The organism is Paenibacillus sp. FSL R7-0026 (genome assembly GCF_038004485.1).
Classification (GTDB): Bacteria; Bacillota; Bacilli; order Paenibacillales; family Paenibacillaceae; genus Paenibacillus; species Paenibacillus xylanexedens_A.
This window is the reverse complement of the sequence record NZ_JBBORG010000001.1, coordinates 2,921,308-2,935,087: the sequence shown is the minus strand read 5'-3', so window position 1 is coordinate 2,935,087 and position 13,780 is coordinate 2,921,308. Positions and strand designations below refer to the sequence as shown.

At 44.4% G+C, this 13,780-nt stretch carries 12 protein-coding genes; 4 read left to right on the top strand and 8 right to left on the bottom strand.

Features of this window, described 5'->3' with window-relative positions; translation table 11 throughout:
* Positions 1–57: 57 nt before the first annotated feature.
* The 4 genes from MKY44_RS13285 to MKY44_RS13270 all read right to left on the bottom strand — a co-directional run bounded on the left by MKY44_RS13285 (position 58) and on the right by MKY44_RS13270 (position 3,775).
* Positions 58–1,752: an ABC transporter substrate-binding protein gene (locus MKY44_RS13285; RefSeq protein WP_341007435.1), complete on the bottom strand. Its 1,695-nt coding sequence runs from the start codon at positions 1,750–1,752 to the stop codon at positions 58–60.
* Positions 1,753–2,027: 275 nt separating this feature from the next.
* Complete coding sequence (locus tag MKY44_RS13280) at positions 2,028–2,303, bottom strand: barstar family protein (protein ID WP_076212098.1); 276 nt, start codon at positions 2,301–2,303, stop codon at positions 2,028–2,030.
* Positions 2,304–2,317: 14 nt separating this feature from the next.
* A complete protein-coding gene (locus tag MKY44_RS13275; RefSeq protein WP_341007434.1) occupies positions 2,318–2,752 on the bottom strand; it encodes a ribonuclease domain-containing protein in 435 nt (144 codons plus the stop codon).
* 261 nt (positions 2,753–3,013) lie between these two features.
* Entirely contained in the window at positions 3,014–3,775 is a 762-nt protein-coding gene (locus MKY44_RS13270) for an alpha/beta hydrolase (protein WP_341007433.1), read from the bottom strand.
* 138 nt (positions 3,776–3,913) lie between these two features.
* Here MKY44_RS13270 and MKY44_RS13265 point away from each other — a divergent pair, with 138 nt between their 5' ends.
* The 3 genes from MKY44_RS13265 (at position 3,914) to MKY44_RS13255 (ending at position 6,823) form a co-directional block, all read left to right on the top strand.
* Positions 3,914–4,525 (top strand): TetR/AcrR family transcriptional regulator, encoded by a 612-nt coding sequence (locus MKY44_RS13265; protein WP_341007432.1) that lies wholly within the window; start codon positions 3,914–3,916, stop codon positions 4,523–4,525.
* A gap of 27 nt (positions 4,526–4,552) precedes the next feature.
* Positions 4,553–5,434 carry an AraC family transcriptional regulator gene (locus MKY44_RS13260; RefSeq protein WP_341007430.1) on the top strand — a complete coding sequence of 294 codons (882 nt, stop codon included), beginning with the start codon at positions 4,553–4,555 and terminating at the stop codon, positions 5,432–5,434.
* Between the two features lie 108 nt (positions 5,435–5,542).
* A complete protein-coding gene (locus tag MKY44_RS13255) occupies positions 5,543–6,823 on the top strand; it encodes a glycoside hydrolase family 27 protein (protein WP_341007429.1) in 1,281 nt (426 codons plus the stop codon).
* Positions 6,824–6,906: 83 nt separating this feature from the next.
* On the opposite strand, the gene MKY44_RS13250 is transcribed toward MKY44_RS13255, so the two are convergent.
* The 4 genes from MKY44_RS13250 to MKY44_RS13235 all read right to left on the bottom strand — a co-directional run bounded on the left by MKY44_RS13250 (position 6,907) and on the right by MKY44_RS13235 (position 12,021).
* Complete coding sequence (locus tag MKY44_RS13250; protein WP_341007428.1) at positions 6,907–7,281, bottom strand: hypothetical protein; 375 nt, start codon at positions 7,279–7,281, stop codon at positions 6,907–6,909.
* Between the two features lie 121 nt (positions 7,282–7,402).
* Positions 7,403–8,131 carry an amino acid ABC transporter ATP-binding protein gene (locus MKY44_RS13245; protein ID WP_076327608.1) on the bottom strand — a complete coding sequence of 243 codons (729 nt, stop codon included), beginning with the start codon at positions 8,129–8,131 and terminating at the stop codon, positions 7,403–7,405.
* Positions 8,124–9,572 (bottom strand): amino acid ABC transporter substrate-binding protein/permease, encoded by a 1,449-nt coding sequence (locus tag MKY44_RS13240; RefSeq protein WP_341007427.1) that lies wholly within the window; start codon positions 9,570–9,572, stop codon positions 8,124–8,126. Before MKY44_RS13240 ends, MKY44_RS13245 begins: the two co-directional genes overlap by 8 nt.
* Positions 9,573–9,915: 343 nt before the next feature.
* Positions 9,916–12,021 (bottom strand): serine hydrolase domain-containing protein, encoded by a 2,106-nt coding sequence (locus tag MKY44_RS13235; RefSeq protein WP_341007426.1) that lies wholly within the window; start codon positions 12,019–12,021, stop codon positions 9,916–9,918.
* Positions 12,022–12,306: 285 nt separating this feature from the next.
* Here MKY44_RS13235 and pdxR point away from each other — a divergent pair, with 285 nt between their 5' ends.
* The gene (gene pdxR, locus MKY44_RS13230) at positions 12,307–13,737 is read left to right on the top strand and encodes a MocR-like pyridoxine biosynthesis transcription factor PdxR (RefSeq protein WP_341007425.1); all 1,431 of its coding nucleotides are present in this window, start codon (positions 12,307–12,309) and stop codon (positions 13,735–13,737) included.
* Positions 13,738–13,780 lie beyond the last annotated feature (43 nt).

Sequence of the window (13,780 nt, the reverse complement as noted above, 5' to 3'; positions counted from 1 at the left end):
AGTTCTTGATATACTTCGGATCTGCAAACAATTCATTATTGTGATCGTATCCGCTAGTTAATTGATCTCTTTACCCGTCCACAATCTAACACGATCTTTAATCCACTCCGTATACTGCTGTTCCATGACCACTGCACCTGCATTATCAAGTTCGGTAATCATATTGTCATATATGCCTTCAAAGGCACTCGGAGAGGATGTAATCGCTTCGGCGATCCGTTTCTGAATAATATCCTGCGTTTTCTGATACACAACGTTATAATCCCCGCTATCCGAAGGAATCGGCATATTGTAAGCCGCGCCCCACTCTTTCACCGGGAACTCCTCTTCGGAAGGGAACAAATCCTTCCATGTAGTGATGCCATAACCTTTCAAAGCTTCTTTCTCCTCATCAGAATAACTTTGCTGAATCTGTTCAGGATAATTCGTTGTATAGTAGTTATCCGTTGAATCTTTGACGCCATCCCCGTAGTGAGCACCAAAAATGTAATACAAGCCTACTCCGGTTTCTTTGGTGAATGTGTTATTGTCTTTGTTTTTACGTTCCTGTACATCGGCCGGGATGGTGCGAACACCGTCTTCCACATTATATTGCTCGCCTTCAACGCCCCAGTTTCTCAATACTTGCCCTTCTTCAGAAGACATCCAATCCAAAAATTTGATGGCACGGACAGGATCTTCACAATCGACTGTTATGCCAATGCCATAACCATCAAAGCCGATATTCTGGAAATCTTTACGCTGAAAACTGTCATCTAGCGTTACCGGATAGAAACCGTAGGTCATATCATCTTTTCCTGCGCTTTTCAAAGCATTTTCCGCATCACTGAATCCCCAGCTTGGATCAAGCAAGGATAACACGCGACCACTGGCGATTTTGGACTTATATTGGTCATCCTTCTGAACAAAACTGTCCTTGTCCAGCAAGCCTTCATTGTACATCTTGTTCAACCACCGGAAATATTCTTTCTCCTCGGGACGTTTGTAATGCAGAACGGCTTCGTAGGTGTCCGGATTGATGAAATATTCACCATCTCCAGGTCCTCCAGTAGACATGACAGCGGGATCAGTAACAGTGATCATTCGCCGCCATCCATCTGCACTAAGCGTCAGCGGAATTGTGGGTTGGCCATCATCTGTGGTCGGATGTTTCTCGTAATATTCCCGTAGCACTTTTTCGAAATCGTTTAAGGTTTTGATCTCAGGATACCCGAGTTCCTTGACTACACGATGTTGAATGGCGGTACCATTCGTCGCATCAAAGCTGACTTGATCGATCGCACCATTCGTTGGAATCCAATAGATTGAAGGATCGTCATTACTGTATTTCAACCGATTGAAGTGCTCACCGTAGATCTTTTTCAAGTTGGGGGCGTGTTCTTCGATCAGATCCGTCAAATCAATCATTGCCCCGGCATCAACGAGTCTGGTCAAGTTACCTTTGGGGAAAATCAAATCCGGATAATCGCCGCTGGCAGCCATCAGGGAAATGCGGTCGTTTCCGCCTCCACTCGAAATATCGAATTCTGCATCAATGCTTACACCGGTTTCTTCCGTAATTTTCTTCCCTACAGCATCCTGCATTTTGTTCCAGTTGGGACTTGCATCTGCGCCGAAGAAGGTAAATGTGATCGGGCTGTTGGGGTCACTCGTATTTGATTCGGAATTCTCTGTAGCATTTCCGCAACCGGCGGAAACTAACACAACACTTGTTACGAGACATGCTCCTAGCACTTTTGATACGGCTCTCATTATTTTTCTGCCCCCTAGATGATGTTAGTTGTAATAACCAATCTAGACCTTACGATGGTTCACTTTGAAATAGTATACGCTTACATATTCAACCGTTAGTAAACGATTACAATCCTGCCTACCCTATTCCATGTTTAAAGTATAAGGAAGTCTAATCACCCCAACCTTGATTATTAAGCCATGAAAATAGCATGATCTAGACATGTGTTTCAGTAAAAATGTGAAGACCAAAAAAGCGATGGTTGCCCATCGCCTCATAAAGCCAAACCTGCTTTTCAATAATATAATTCCAACGTAAATCCTAGGATCTCCCCTTCCACATCACGCAACAATTCCATGACCTGGTCAGCGTAATCTCCAAGAATCTCTTTGCTTTTCTCAAAACCAATCCATTGAACAGTAAGCGGCATGCTTACAGCCCCAGTCAAGACATCCCATAGTGCGTCCAAATTGCCTCCATAGCTCTCGTCTAACTCAAGCTGGTTCTGCAAAATTTGATGAAGCTCTTCCTTACTGTGAAAGTCGTTTCCGTTAATCTGAATGATGCTCATATCATTTCCTCCGTTTATTTTAACTGTTCAAATGACTTGTAATGATCTGTCGTCTGGTAGATTAGACCGTCATTTGAGTATAGAATTCGGTCGCTTCCGCGCCGTCCTCCTGAGTAATTTATATCGGCTTCATACCATATGCGGCCTTTTTTCTTGGGAAGTAGTCCTTCTCGGTTTCCGAACACGTCGCCGCCAATGCTTTTGCCTGGAGCGACTTCATGTAAATTTCCTTCACTTGGTTCCCAGCCCAGTTCTCTGGCCTCTTTCTTGGTAATGTAATTTGGCGGGAGCTCATTGTGCTCCGAGATATAGTCGGCAACCTCATCAAATCCCATATCCTCCGAAACTTGAGGTGAGCCGAGATCACGCAAAGACTCTGACGTACAACCTGATAACAGTAATGCAGCGAGGATGATCACTAATGTGTAAGCAAATTTTCTGAAAAACATACTCTTTTCTCCTTTTGATGTTCTTGCTCTTGCTGTCTCCCGTTTTGGTGCTAATTCGATGACAATGCTTCTAATGTTAACGATTTGTGGTAATTAAAGCAATTCTATAAGCCTATTATGGAGTTGAAATTCAATCAATAAAAGCAGTTAACCCTGCTCCATTGAGGCATACTCGTATCCTTCAACAACAAAAAAAGCCGCTAAAATAGCGACTTTAATCGTACCACGGATCATTACCGTTCAACACATTAATTTATTATATTATTTTAATTTATCTATCCAGTTCCCTAATGCTGCTACAACCTCTTCCAACTGCTGTTCTTCCGCAATAGCAGGCTGATTGTCTCCTTTTTGCATGCCGTATGAGCCAAATTGACCGTGATTTCCACCCTCAATACTCACATATTTCGTTTTTTCCGGAAGATTTGCTTTGGAGTTCTCCCAGTCTTCCCAGTTAAGTACTCCGTCGTCCGAGCCTGTAATCTGTAAAATAGACAAGTCCGTATTCTTCAAGCTACCCCCTTCGTCTGCATAAGAAGCCAAGAAAAAGACGCCTTCCAAATTCTCCTTGTGCTCCGCAGCATACCGTGCTGCGAATGATCCGCCCAATGAATGGCCGCCAATAACAAACGCTTCGTTAGGATGTTCCTCGATAAAGGAGTTAGCCTTGTTTTGACCGAAAATCGCCAAGTTTATCGGCATGTTCGCGATGTATACACGGTGACCCTGTTCTGCCATTTCTCTGGCAAGTGGAGAATAACTTTCAGGTTCAACCAGACCGCCTGGATAAAAAATAATATTCGGTTCGGTTATCTCTGTACCCACGGGTTCAAATCGGTAACCTTCCTTAATCTTGGTGACATTAACCTGAGCATCACTTGTCATCGCCGTTTCCGCTCGTTCAGAAGGACTATACGTAACCGAATTGAGATATACGAAAACGCCGGCCACGATGATAACGATGGACAAGATTGTCCACATGATTATCTTTTTCCATTTGTTTGTACGTTGTGCTGTCTTCAACCCTAAAACCACCTTGTCATGAGGATAATATGTTGCCTTTTTTAACTCTTTATAAATTATACTTACCGGTAAGTATAATTACAAGAGATTTTGCTTACTATCGTTATTTGTCATAAAATATTCATGGAGGGAAGTCCAATGACAAAAAAATCACCCAAACGTTTGCCTGGAAGACCGAAACATGGCGACGAAGATATCTCTATTCAGCAAACTATTATTCAAACGGCTTCAAAACTATTCATGGAGTATGGCTACGAAACGGTCACACTTCAGCAAATTGGCAAAACATGTAGCGTGTCAAAGCCAACCATTTATTATCATTTCACCAGCAAACCAGAGCTTTTTAAGGTTGCCTTTACAACGATGTTACACAATGTGAGTCGGTTAACCTCGCATATCCTTGATCAGGCCGAAAATCTAGAGTCGGGGCTTGTTCGTCTGGCAGAGGCCAGACTGGGCAATCCACATGCGGAGATTGAAACAATGCTCAGAGAAGCTGAGCCTTTTCTTGAACCAGCTCAAATTCAGGATATACGCAACGCGGAGCATCAGATTCACGAAGTGTTAGCCTCCCATTTTCAACGGGCAATGGATGAAAACAGACTGCGGACAGACGATCCGTTTTTCCTGGCAGAGACCTTCTCGACATTGATGTTAATGGGTAATCGGGAAGATAACCTGCATAAATATGGTTCCAACTTTTCGCTAGGCCAGAAGCTAGTAGATATTTTCATTCGCGGAGCGCAGTAAAAATTCAGGGCCACAAGGAGAGCTGACATGAATATCCCTAGAGGAACCTATGGGTTTCGATTTGCGGAAGACAAGGAGCTCCAACTGTGTGTACTGTATGCGGCTGGATGTGATTCAATAACCGATCCTTCTTATCATTGGGATGGACTCGAACGTTCGGACGGGCCTCTCCTGTTATTCCAATATACAATTTCGGGTGAAGGTGTATTTGAGTCGAATAATCGCATTCATCGTATTACCGCAGGACAAGCTTTTTTGGCAGAAATTCCAGGGCCACATCGCTATTACTACCATTCAGCATCAAAAGAACCTTGGGAGTTTCTGTTCCTGCTGTTCAGGCCCACTCTTATTCTGCCCCATTGGCGAAAATTTCTTCGGGAAGCGGGAGAAGTTCCCTATCTTCCCGCTGATTGTACACCGATCCGACTGTTGCGGATGATCGTGACTGATGCAGCGGCAGGCAGAATCACTGATCCTCTGATCGCATCATCCAGCGTGTATCAGTTCATGACAGAATTGACCCGACTACAGAAAACAACATTGCACAACAGGGAGAATTGGTCTGAGAACATTCAAATAGCCGTTGAATACATAGAAAACAATTACTCCAAGATGATCAGTATCGATCACCTTGCCGAGCAGGTTTCCCTTTCCAAATATCACTTTATACGTCGCTTTTCCTCCAGTACAGGTTTGACGCCAGGTGTTTATCTGACCCGTGTACGTACCGAGAAAGCAATGGAACTGCTGCGTGGAACTACTCTTAGTATAGAAGTCATCGCCGAGCAAGTCGGGTATTCCAGCGGAAGTTATTTTATCAAAGCCTTTCGCAGCATAACCGGCGTTACGCCAGGTGAATTTCGCAGTGGCGGAGAAAGCCTTGTGTACCGTAAATTGTTCTTCGACTAACCGCAATATTTTGCTATTCCACACTCAATATTACTGTAGATATTAATAAAATCCTTTATTATGATGAATTGAGCGAGAGCAATAATTAATTCATAAAGGAGCATTCCCATGAATCATACGCTTGCAGCATCAACTCCACCGCTTGGCTGGAACAGCTGGGATTGTTACGGTGCAGCCGTTACGGAAGACGAAATTCGTGGCAACGCCGAGTACATGGCAGAACATCTTAAAGACTTCGGCTGGAGTTACATTACGGTCGACATTCAATGGTACGAGCCTTTGGCCAATTCTTCGCAATATCATCCGTTCGTTCCACTCATCATGGATGAATATTCGCGGCTTATGCCTGCCGAGAATCGGTTTCCCTCCGCTGCAGGTGGACAGGGATTCAAGCCATTAGCCGACTACGTTCATAATCTGGGGCTGCAATTCGGCATTCACATCATGCGCGGTATCCCACGTCAAGCTGCACATGCTGGAACTCCGATCCTGGGAACAACCGCCACTGCGCGTGATATTGCCCATCCGAATTCCATCTGTCCGTGGAACACAGATATGTATGGTGTTGATAGCTCAAAAGAAGGCGCACAAGCCTACTACGATTCGCTTTTTGAACTGTATGCACAATGGGGCGTTGACTTGGTTAAAGTAGACGATATTGCTGCTTCAAGGCTCTATGACACCCATCAGCCTGAGATCGAAATGATATCCAAAGCGATTGAGCGCTCCGGTCGGCCCATGGTACTAAGTCTCTCTCCTGGCCCTGCCCCGGTGGAATACTCAGAATTCTTGGCTGATCATGCCAACATGTGGCGTGTCACGGACGATTTCTGGGACCTTTGGCCGCTGTTATTGGATATGTTCGACCGCTGCCGGACCTGGCAGGGCGTTCCCCAAGCAGGCTGCTGGCCAGACTGTGATATGTTGCCTTTGGGTCATATCGGTATCCGTTCTGTAGACGGTGGTGGGGCGGATCGCTGGACTCGGTTCACGCCTGATGAGCAGTTGACGATGATGTCGCTGTGGAGCATCTTCCGTTCCCCGCTCATCTTTGGTGGTGAACTGCGAGATAACGATGACTGGACACTATCCCTGCTAACTAATCGTGAGGTTCTGCGAATGCATCGCGAGAGTTACGGAGCTAGAGAAGCCTTACGCAAAGAAGATCTTATTGTGTGGACTGCCCAGCATACGGATGGTTCCTCTTACGTCGCTGTGTTCAACATCGGTGAGCATGCTTTACCTGTGGATCTGTCCATTGATGATGTCGGACTGCCTGGCATTACCGAAGGTACTGAATTGTGGAGCCGAGAAGCAGCTGAATTTACAGACAATTCCTTAGTTACGACTGTACCTGCGCACGGTGTGCGCCTCTATCGGTTTTCCTAAGCTTGCAAAAGAAAAAGAGAGGTCTGTCGTTCATTAGACAGACCTCTCTCTCATTTTAAGTTCATCGTTAAGATGCACTGCATTCAGTCACCACTCGATAAAAGATATGTATCCATGGCTTGAACGGCCAGATGAAATGCTTTAATTCTTCTTTCCAGAAGAGTCTTTTGCGGGCTACCTTCTTTGGACTTGGCATACATGTTCTCAAGGGAAGGAAACAATCCAATCAAGACAAGGCGGGCTTCTGCGATATCTTCCTCCGTGTAGGGATGAGATTTCTGATTCCATACCTTTTCCAACAGTGCTAGGCCGATGTATAAAGCTTGGAGACGTTTCTGTAACAATGTCGTGTTATTCCTTTTCTGAGTCATATTCACTAAGGCATTTTCTGATTTGCGGATGGTTGATTGAAAGGCTTTGATGGATTGCAGTTGATCTTCTTGTGACACGTTTTCCATGGAGTATAGACCTCACTTTCTTGGCTTAGTTTGATCGGTCTTTCTATTAAATCACCTCATAAATATAACAAAAAAAGCCGCTAAAATAGCGACTTTTAATGTGTTCATTCTCGATTCAGTGCTAGAGTACCTTCTCCAAAAAGCTGATCGTCCGTTCATTCTTCGGATTTCCAAATATCTCTTCAGGAGTGCCCTGCTCGACAATATAACCACCGTCCATGAAGATCACACGATCAGCTACTTCACGGGCAAAACCCATCTCATGGGTAACGATCATCATCGTCATACCTTCGCTCGCGAGGTCCTTCATAACACCAAGAACTTCTCCTACCATTTCAGGGTCAAGAGCTGAAGTCGGTTCATCAAATAACATAACATCCGGATTCATAGCAAGCGCACGAGCGATAGCTACACGTTGCTTTTGTCCACCTGACAGTTGTGTTGGGAAGCTATCTGCTTTATCAGACAGACCCACACGTTCAAGTAATTTGAGTGCTGTATCGCGCGCCTGCTGGGCATTTAATATCCCGAGTTCTCTGGGCGCAAACATGATGTTTTTAAGTACACTAAAATGAGGGAACAAGTTAAAATGTTGAAATACCATACCAATATTTTCGCGAGCTTTGTTCAGGTTGGTTTTAGGGTCATTCAGGTCCTGATCATCCACGATAACCCGGCCTGCCGTAATCACATCTAATTGGTTAATGCAGCGCAAGAAGGTACTTTTTCCCGAACCGGAAGGCCCGATGACACAGACAACTTCTCCTTCGTTGACCGCCACATCAATTCCCTTGAGGACCTGATTCGAGCCGAAACTTTTCTTCAAACCTTCAACTTTTATTTTAGCCACGACGAACCTTCACCTCCAGATAATCAGCAATTTTGGTCAATGTGATGATGACAATCAGGTACATAACCGCAACCGTTAACCAAATGTCAAAAGAGGAGAACGTTCTTGCAATAACGATTTTACCCGATTGTGTCAACTCCACGAGACCAATAACGGACAAGATTGACGTATCCTTCAACGTGATAACCATCTGGTTAATGAAGGACGGAATCATAACCCGCACTGCCTGCGGAATAACGATCTTTATCATCGCTTTGCGATAAGGAAGGCCCAATGAACGAGCAGCTTCCATCTGACCACGATCAATCGATTGAATCCCGCCTCGGATAATCTCGGTTACGTACGCCCCTGCATTCAGACTAAGTGTCAGAATAGCCGCCAGGAACAATGGCATCGTGAAACCCATCGCCTGTGGAATCCCGAAATAAATAAAGAATGCCAGGACAATCAGCGGAATGCCGCGGAAGATATCTACAAATACAGTGGCAACACCACGAAGGAATTTGTTCTGTCCCACCTTCATAAATCCGAAAATCAGACCGATGATAAACGCGAAGAACAGGGACACAATCGTGTATAAAAGTGTGTTTCCCAGACCTTTAAAAAGTGCAGGAAGAGATTTCTGGATTAACTCCCAGCGACCTTGATTAGCAACAGTCGGAGCGTTCTCACCCAGATATGTCTCGGTAATGCGCTTATACTCACCGTTAGCTTTGATATTGGCGAGACCTGTATTAAACATCTCCAGAAGCTCCTGGTTTTTCCCCTTGCTTACTGCAAAACCGTAAGGAGCCCCATCTTCTTTGTAGGTAACAATTTTCAAACCGTTGTTCTGATTAACCCCATAGGCCAGTACAGGATAATCTTCAAAACAGGCTACGGAATTACCGGTTTTTACATCTTCATACATTTGGTATGACTCATCAAACGGAACGATCGTAAATCCATACTCTGAAGCGATGGACTCTGCAAAACTAAACCCTTCTGTTCCGGTTTTCACCGCTACCTTCTGTCCACGAAGGTCTTCATAACTCTTAATTGTGTCATTGTTGGCACTAACACCCATAACGACACCTGATTCAAAATAAGTATCCGAAAAATCAAATTTTGCTTTTCGCTCATCCGTAATACTCATCCCTGCGATCACACCATCGACTTGATTCGCCTCAAGTGCCTGTACAGCTGCGTTAAATCCCAGGGATTTGATTTGATACTTGAAATTTTGATCTTTGGCGATGGCATCCAGCAAATCCATGTCGATACCAACAAAATCACCATTCTCATCTTCATATTCGAATGGAGCAAATGTGACATCAGTTCCGATAACATAGGTTTTACCGGAATCGGACGCTGCAGCAGCGTTCCCTACCCATCCTGATAGACCGCTCACCAGGAGCAGCATCAGTGAAAGTATAAAAAATGAGATCTTCGTTGTTTTCATGTGTCCTCCCCGTCTCGGTATTGTCCGAATAATCATTATTTTCTTTGGAATCGGTATTACGGTTATGCTTTTTGTCGATCTTCTGCCCATTTGATTGTTATTATTTACTGTATATTAACAATCAATGCTTTGCCTTTCCACTTGCAACATTTTCCTCCATCATTTTTTTCCAACCAGTAAAAGTCCTTTTAATACTTACCCTCTAGGTAAGCTTCGCGAAACCCAATATTACATTGTGAATCTGAAAAAAGGTACATTTACTTTAAAACGTATTATTTAAAATTTAAAACTCAAAAAAGCCGCGATTTCCGCGACTTTTTGTTGTACAGTTTTTTATAATCTATTAATTTGCTCTGGTTGTCAATACAATCTCGAACTTCGAACCAGCTTCACCCGCGAATACAATAGTTCCGTTCTCAGGCAACACAATTTCGTTTTGTCCACTGACCACTGTATGATTAATGCCTATGCCAGCTTGGTTATATACAGCAAATGCGCTGTTTGCAGACATCTTGACCGTCATTTCTTTACCTGCAGCTGATGCTGGAATCGAATACCATGTGGCATGACCATTCGCTTGAATGGTTGTTTTTGATTGTTTCCCCGCATAGATCGGTTTTATAATATCTTGAGCAGCATAAACGTTGCCTCCAGCTGTAACATATTCCACGCCATTTTCCTCATAGAAATTAAACTCCATCGTGTCACGGCCCGCTAATCCAGGAATTTGCAATTGGTTCACAGCTTGGTTAGCTCCAACGATTTTATTCGTGTAGACATAACCCGGTAGCTCATTAAAAGTATGAATGGGAATCATCGGCATCGCTGCGTTGTACAGTGTTGATGTATATTTTTCATTGACCAACACGTAGGCTTTGCCTTCCCGTTTTTGCCATGCGGCCTTTACTTCTGCAGATAATTCATTGGTTTCAAGCTTTTCTGCTTTATATTCCGAGGAAGCAACTTGCCCAAGCCCAGGCACAGACTGATACGAGCGAGACCACAAGTATGTGTTCCCATTGACTTCCTGTACGAACTTCAGCTTTTCCGTAGCCGCATCATTAACAAATGATCCATCAGCGGTGTACGTATAGGTCTGATCAGAACTGTTAGGAGACGACAGATTAGATAGCGTTAATTGCCCGTCATCTTTTACGTCCAGCTTCATTAACATGTTTGCCCCACCCGCGTACATGCCTGTGTGCTGTGTAAGTTCCTTCGGCATGGTTGTTTTCACCGGTGCATCATGTGACTTCTCCGGTTTACGCTCTGGAATGATATTCTTCTCCTCAAGCGCACTAAGCAACAGCTCAGTTGCCAGCAATTGATCCGTTGAGCTATGACCACCCGAAGAGGTTACGGCAGCAGCCATATTATACTCCGGTAACACAATCAAGGAGGAATGATAGGTGATTGTATTGCCACCTTTGCTTACTGCCTGGATGCCGTAATCATTAAAAGGAAACAGGTTCACGCTGTCCCAGCCCAGGCCGTAACCAATGGACGAATCGCCTTCTTCTGGCCACATGCCTCTCTTGTATTCTTCTTGCTCCATGGCCTCTACGGATTCCTCCGAAAGAACACCTTCAACCTCACCTGTAAAGATTTTCGAGAACTGAACCAGATCTTCAGCGGTGGAATAGATGCCTCCCGAGGCAATCATATTCGTAGTCTCTAATGGAAGTTGCTCCTCATGCGAAGGGGCATATGTTGCTGCCATCTGGCTAAAGTCCACAATATCCTGCGGTGTTTTGGTATGCTCCATACCAAGAGGTTCGGTTATGTACCGGTGCATGAAAGTTGTGAAGTCCATGCCACTGACACGCTCAACCAGAATTTCAGCTAATGTAAAACCATCATTACTATACACGGAGTATGCGCCAGGGTCGGCCTTCAGATGTTGCGTCGCCAATTGTTCCAGTAACGTATCATGTGCATAGGTATCATTATCTCCAAACAGTATTGCACTGTTACTTGACGTTCCGAGAAGTCCGGATGAATGATTCAGTAACATGCGTGGTGTAATCTGTTGGTAACGCTTGTCTTTCATTTTAAAGTCTGGAATATACTTCACGACAGGCTCATCGAGATCGATCTTGCCTTCATCAACAAGCTTCATTACGGCAGTGGTGAGCACCATTTTGCTGGTTGAACCAATGCCATACATGGTATCTGAAGAAAGCGGGATGTTGTTTTTCAGATCATTGTTGCCTGCCTGACCGGAGATCACAATCTCACCCTCATCCATCAGTGCGTACTGCACACTTGTCGTAGCGTATGATTCAGTGAGTACCTTGGCCTTTGCACTTACTGCCTTTTTAGTTAGATCATACGTAGGGTTATTACCGTTACTGGTAGCGGGTGTGGCCATGGCCGACATTGGGGACATCATTGCAAACACCAAGGTTATGGCGGCGATAGAAGTTCGTTTCTTTCGTGTCAATCTCATCTTCTCCTGTCTAGTCTATGGATTAGGAATCTCTGTGTTAGTACTCCCGTAGTGTAACCGAAGAAGATGAACTGTCTGTGGCTTGAATATGAATCGAGTATGAACCAAGCAGGACCAACCCAAATAGGTTGGACACACAGTAAAAATCCCTCTAGTCCAGCTTTGTTTTGTTTGCAAATTAAACTTTTGCTATAATGGTATATCAATCAATGGAGTGCCAGTAAGATGGCTAAGTACATAAATAAATGCAATCCATAATTCAGCATGAGTAATGGAGTTGAAGCAATGCTAAAAGTTAATCGGAATGACCAACGCCCGATCTGGCAGCAACTTTTGGATCAAGCGATTCATAATATCACAACCGGGAAATGGCAACCAGGAGAATTGCTACTTCCCTCACGTGAACTTGCTCAATTAATTGGTGTTTCACGCTCAACCATACAGATTGTGTACGAGGAATTATTCAGTCGAGGGTATACGGTAACCTCCCGACGAGCCGGGACAAGAGTTAGTGATTGGACATATGCACCTCGTTCATCAGAAGACGTCACGATGCAAGGGCCTATACCGCCCGAATTGCCTACACTAAACGAATCGATTGGTCATCTGCATAGTTGGTTCGGCAATAGAGACAATCGCAAAATAGAAATTGATTTTAATCCCCACGAGCCTTATCTGGATGAAAGTTTCACAAAAGCCTGGAGGCAATCCTTTTTACAAGCTTCCACTGAACCTGATCTGGATCTTTGGGCTTATGGTGATGCCAGAGGGTTACTGGCACTAAGAGAACAGATTCAGCGTTATTTGTCACTTGAACGAGGCATTCATATCGATGTTGATCAAATCTTGTTAACCTCAGGTGCACAACATAGCATTGATTTAATTGCCCAGGCTCTCTTAAGTGAGGGTGACACAGTTTCTGTAGAGGATCCCGGCTTCCCTGCCGCTTGGATGGCGATGAAATACCGCCGGATGCAAGTCGATCCCGTTCCAGTCGATGAGTATGGATTATGTGTAGATCATATTCACCCACAGACGAAACTCGTATTTGTCACACCTTCTCATCAATGCGCCGTTGGTGTCATTATGTCGGAGCCACGCAGGCAACAATTGATGCACTTGGCAGCTCATCATCGATATTGGATTGTTGAGGATGATTACGATAGCGAATTTAGATACCGTGGAGATCCGCTTCCGACTATATTCAGTCAGCAACCTCAGAATACGCTTTATATGATGAGTTTTTCCAAAATGGTTGCACCAGGCATTCGACTATCCGCTATCATCGGCCCCAAAATAGCTATCGATCGCCTTACTCAAGTTCATGAATTAACCTATCGTCATCTGCCGATTATGGAACAATTAACGCTAACTCATTTTATTGAACGTGGTCATTTCATGCGCCATATGAGAAGAGTTCGGAACATATATCGACGCAGACATGAAGTCATGACCAAAGCCATTGTTGCTTCCGGGCTAGGCTCACGATTTACATTAAGTGGTGTGGAAACGGGATTACATATGCTTCTAGAATCTGAAACGTCATTTGACGAAGAAGCGCTGACAAATGCTGCCCTTGATCAAGGTGTACGCGTGTATCCGCTTAGTAGATATTGCTTGGAGAGTCATCGAAAAGGATGGATATTAGGTTTTGCGAAAGTGGATGAGGAGCAGATTGAGGAAGGCATACATCGGCTTGCAAAGATTGTATTATGATGGAGAATATGCTCTCCAATCGGATTCGAAAGGATGTTTTTTG

What these genes read in the sequence shown, in the direction of transcription:
- pdxR (WP_341007425.1), top strand. Translation starts at nt 12,307, where the DNA reads ATGCTAAAAGTTAATCGGAATGACCAACGCCCGATCTGGCAGCAACTT.
- MKY44_RS13275 (WP_341007434.1), bottom strand. Translation starts at nt 2,752, where the DNA reads ATGTTTTTCAGAAAATTTGCTTACACATTAGTGATCATCCTCGCTGCA.
- MKY44_RS13260 (WP_341007430.1), top strand. Translation starts at nt 4,553, where the DNA reads ATGAATATCCCTAGAGGAACCTATGGGTTTCGATTTGCGGAAGACAAG.
- MKY44_RS13280 (WP_076212098.1), bottom strand. Translation starts at nt 2,303, where the DNA reads ATGAGCATCATTCAGATTAACGGAAACGACTTTCACAGTAAGGAAGAG.
- MKY44_RS13235 (WP_341007426.1), bottom strand. Translation starts at nt 12,021, where the DNA reads ATGAGATTGACACGAAAGAAACGAACTTCTATCGCCGCCATAACCTTG.
- MKY44_RS13240 (WP_341007427.1), bottom strand. Translation starts at nt 9,572, where the DNA reads ATGAAAACAACGAAGATCTCATTTTTTATACTTTCACTGATGCTGCTC.
- MKY44_RS13285 (WP_341007435.1), bottom strand. Translation starts at nt 1,752, where the DNA reads ATGAGAGCCGTATCAAAAGTGCTAGGAGCATGTCTCGTAACAAGTGTT.
- MKY44_RS13250 (WP_341007428.1), bottom strand. Translation starts at nt 7,281, where the DNA reads ATGGAAAACGTGTCACAAGAAGATCAACTGCAATCCATCAAAGCCTTT.
- MKY44_RS13255 (WP_341007429.1), top strand. Translation starts at nt 5,543, where the DNA reads ATGAATCATACGCTTGCAGCATCAACTCCACCGCTTGGCTGGAACAGC.
- MKY44_RS13265 (WP_341007432.1), top strand. Translation starts at nt 3,914, where the DNA reads ATGACAAAAAAATCACCCAAACGTTTGCCTGGAAGACCGAAACATGGC.